This is a genomic window from Sphingomonas sp. ABOLH, from assembly GCF_003951715.1.
GTDB classification, from domain to species: Bacteria; Pseudomonadota; Alphaproteobacteria; order Sphingomonadales; family Sphingomonadaceae; genus Sphingomonas; species Sphingomonas hankookensis_A.
Genome location: NZ_QQWV01000097.1, coordinates 1 through 2,145, shown reverse-complemented (window position 1 = coordinate 2,145; position 2,145 = coordinate 1). Strand labels below are relative to the sequence as shown.

The window sequence follows — 2,145 nt, the reverse complement described above, 5'->3', positions numbered from 1 at the left end:
ACCCCGTTTTATCCCCACCCACACCGTTCGGTTCGAGCAGCTTCGAGCCTGTCGAGAAGCGCCCGTCGAGAACCCGGAGTTCAGGCCACCCCCTTCTCGACTACGGTTCTCGACAAGCTCGAACCTCCGCTCGAAGCCAACGGGGGGGGGGGCAGGTGGCGCGGCTGGTGCGCGGCACTTACCCCACCCGTCACCCCGGACCTGATCCGGGGTCCCGCTTCTTCTTCTGCACGAAACAACCGCGAAGGTGCCGGATCACAACCCCGCCAGCATCCCTTCCCAGGCCGCAACCTCCTCCTCCCGCCGCGCCACGATCCGCAGCGCCCCCACGCCGCCGGTCGCCGGATCGACCTCGATCTCCCCGTCCCACTCGAACGTCGCATTGCCCGCGATCGTCACCACGCCGTCCGCATCGGCCTTGGCCCGCACCATGCCGCCGCGATTGAAGACCCGCGTCTCCACGCCCCAGCCGATCCGGCCCGTCCGCGCCGCCGCATGGGTCGACGCCGCCATCGCGCTGCCGCAGCTGTTGGTCAGCCCCACCCCGCGCTCATAGGTGCGCACGAACAGCGCGGGCGCATGCTCGGTCTCGCGCACCTCGACGAAGCTGACATTGGCCCGCGTCGGAATCAGCGCCGGCGCCGCCTCGCACCAGTCGCCCAGTGCGACCAGCTCCGCCTCGTCCACCGCCTCGACGAACGCCACCAGATGCGGATTGGGCATCGCCACCGCGGTAAAGCGCCGCGCGCTCGGCAGGCCGGGGATCACCGCATCGACGAACGGCGCGTCGCCGACCGTCAGTCCGACATCGCCGGGGTTGAGCGATACCGGCCCGACCCTCGTCTCGATCGTGGTCACCCCGCTCGCGATCGGCGCCACCGCGCGCGCCTGTGCGACGCTGGTCTTCAACCGCACCTGGCCTTCGCCGGCCCCCGTCACCTCGAACCCCAGCCGCGCGGTACAGCGCAGCCCGTTCAGGCACGTCTCCGCCTCCGACCCATCGGGATTGAACATCCGCATCCCAAAGATACTGCCCTGGTCCGAACCGGTTAGCAGCAACAGCCCGTCACCCCCGACATCCCCCGCCCGGTCCGCCAGCGCCCGCGCCACCCGCGCCCACTCGCCATCGGACAGCGCCATCTCCCGCGCATCGATCAACGGAAAATCATTCCCCGACCCATGGCACTTCACAAACGCGAACTTCATGCCGAAACCTTTTCACGCGCGCGTTGAATAAACGCCCGCTCCCCCGCCAGCCGCGTGGCAAAGGCGGGCCGTGCCAGCATCGCGTCCAGATAGCGCGCCAGATCCGGATAGGCCGCCGCATCGACCGGCGCGCACGCATGCAGCGCGCTGCCGAACGCGCTGGCGATCGCGATATCGGCCAGCGTCAGCGTATCGCCGACCAGGAACGCCCGGCCCCCGATCGCGCCGTTCACATAGGCGAGGATCGCCGGCCACTGGTCGCGCTCCGCCGCATCCGCCACCGCCGCATCGCCCGCGCCGCCGCGAAACAACGGTCCGACCACCCGGTTGAACAGCATCGCCCGCCCGACCCCAAACACAATCGTATCCGCCAGTTCATCGAACCAGATCACCCGCCCCCTGGCCTGCGGATCGGCGGGGATCAGCGCCGGTTCGGCATGCTTCGCCTCCAGATAGGTGACGATCGCGGTCGAATCGGCCAGCGTGTAGTCGCCATCGACCAGCGCCGGAATCTGACCGAACGGGCTGATCGCGCGGAACGCCGGGGAGGTGTCCCCCGGCGCGGTCGGGACCAGCTCGACCGCCAGCCCCTTTTCCTCGGCAAAGACGACCGCCTTGCGCACGAAGGGCGAGATGGTCGATCCGTATATCTTCATGGGTGCATCTCCATTGGTCCCGAAGGGGGCGACACCGGCCCCCGGCCTGTGCCACAATCGACGGCGGTGACGATAGTCCTCCTCCTCGCCGTGATCGCCCTGTCGATCGCGCTGGCCCGGTTGCACCGGCGCGTCGCGGCGCTGGAGGCGCGGCTGGTCGCTCCCACGCCCCCCATCGTCCGGCCGGAGGAGGCGGCACCCGTTCCCGCCCGGCCGGACGATGGGGGGCGTGGGAGCGACCAGCCGCGCCTCCAGCGCCGCGACGCGCCGGTGCAACCGGGCC

General features: G+C 70.1%; 3 protein-coding genes. 1 reads left to right on the top strand and 2 read right to left on the bottom strand.

The features are described from left to right. Positions 1-255: 255 nt before the first annotated feature. Entirely contained in the window at positions 256-1,206 is a 951-nt protein-coding gene (dapF, locus tag CA237_RS19345; protein ID WP_066690092.1) for a diaminopimelate epimerase, read from the bottom strand. Beyond that, complete coding sequence (locus tag CA237_RS19340) at positions 1,203-1,862, bottom strand: glutathione S-transferase family protein (protein WP_066690090.1); 660 nt, start codon at positions 1,860-1,862, stop codon at positions 1,203-1,205. Before CA237_RS19340 ends, dapF begins: the two co-directional genes overlap by 4 nt. Positions 1,863-1,928: 66 nt before the next feature. Here CA237_RS19340 and CA237_RS19335 point away from each other — a divergent pair. Further along, on the top strand, positions 1,929-2,145 hold a 217-nt coding region (locus CA237_RS19335), incomplete at its 3' end, for a hypothetical protein (RefSeq protein ID WP_206433027.1).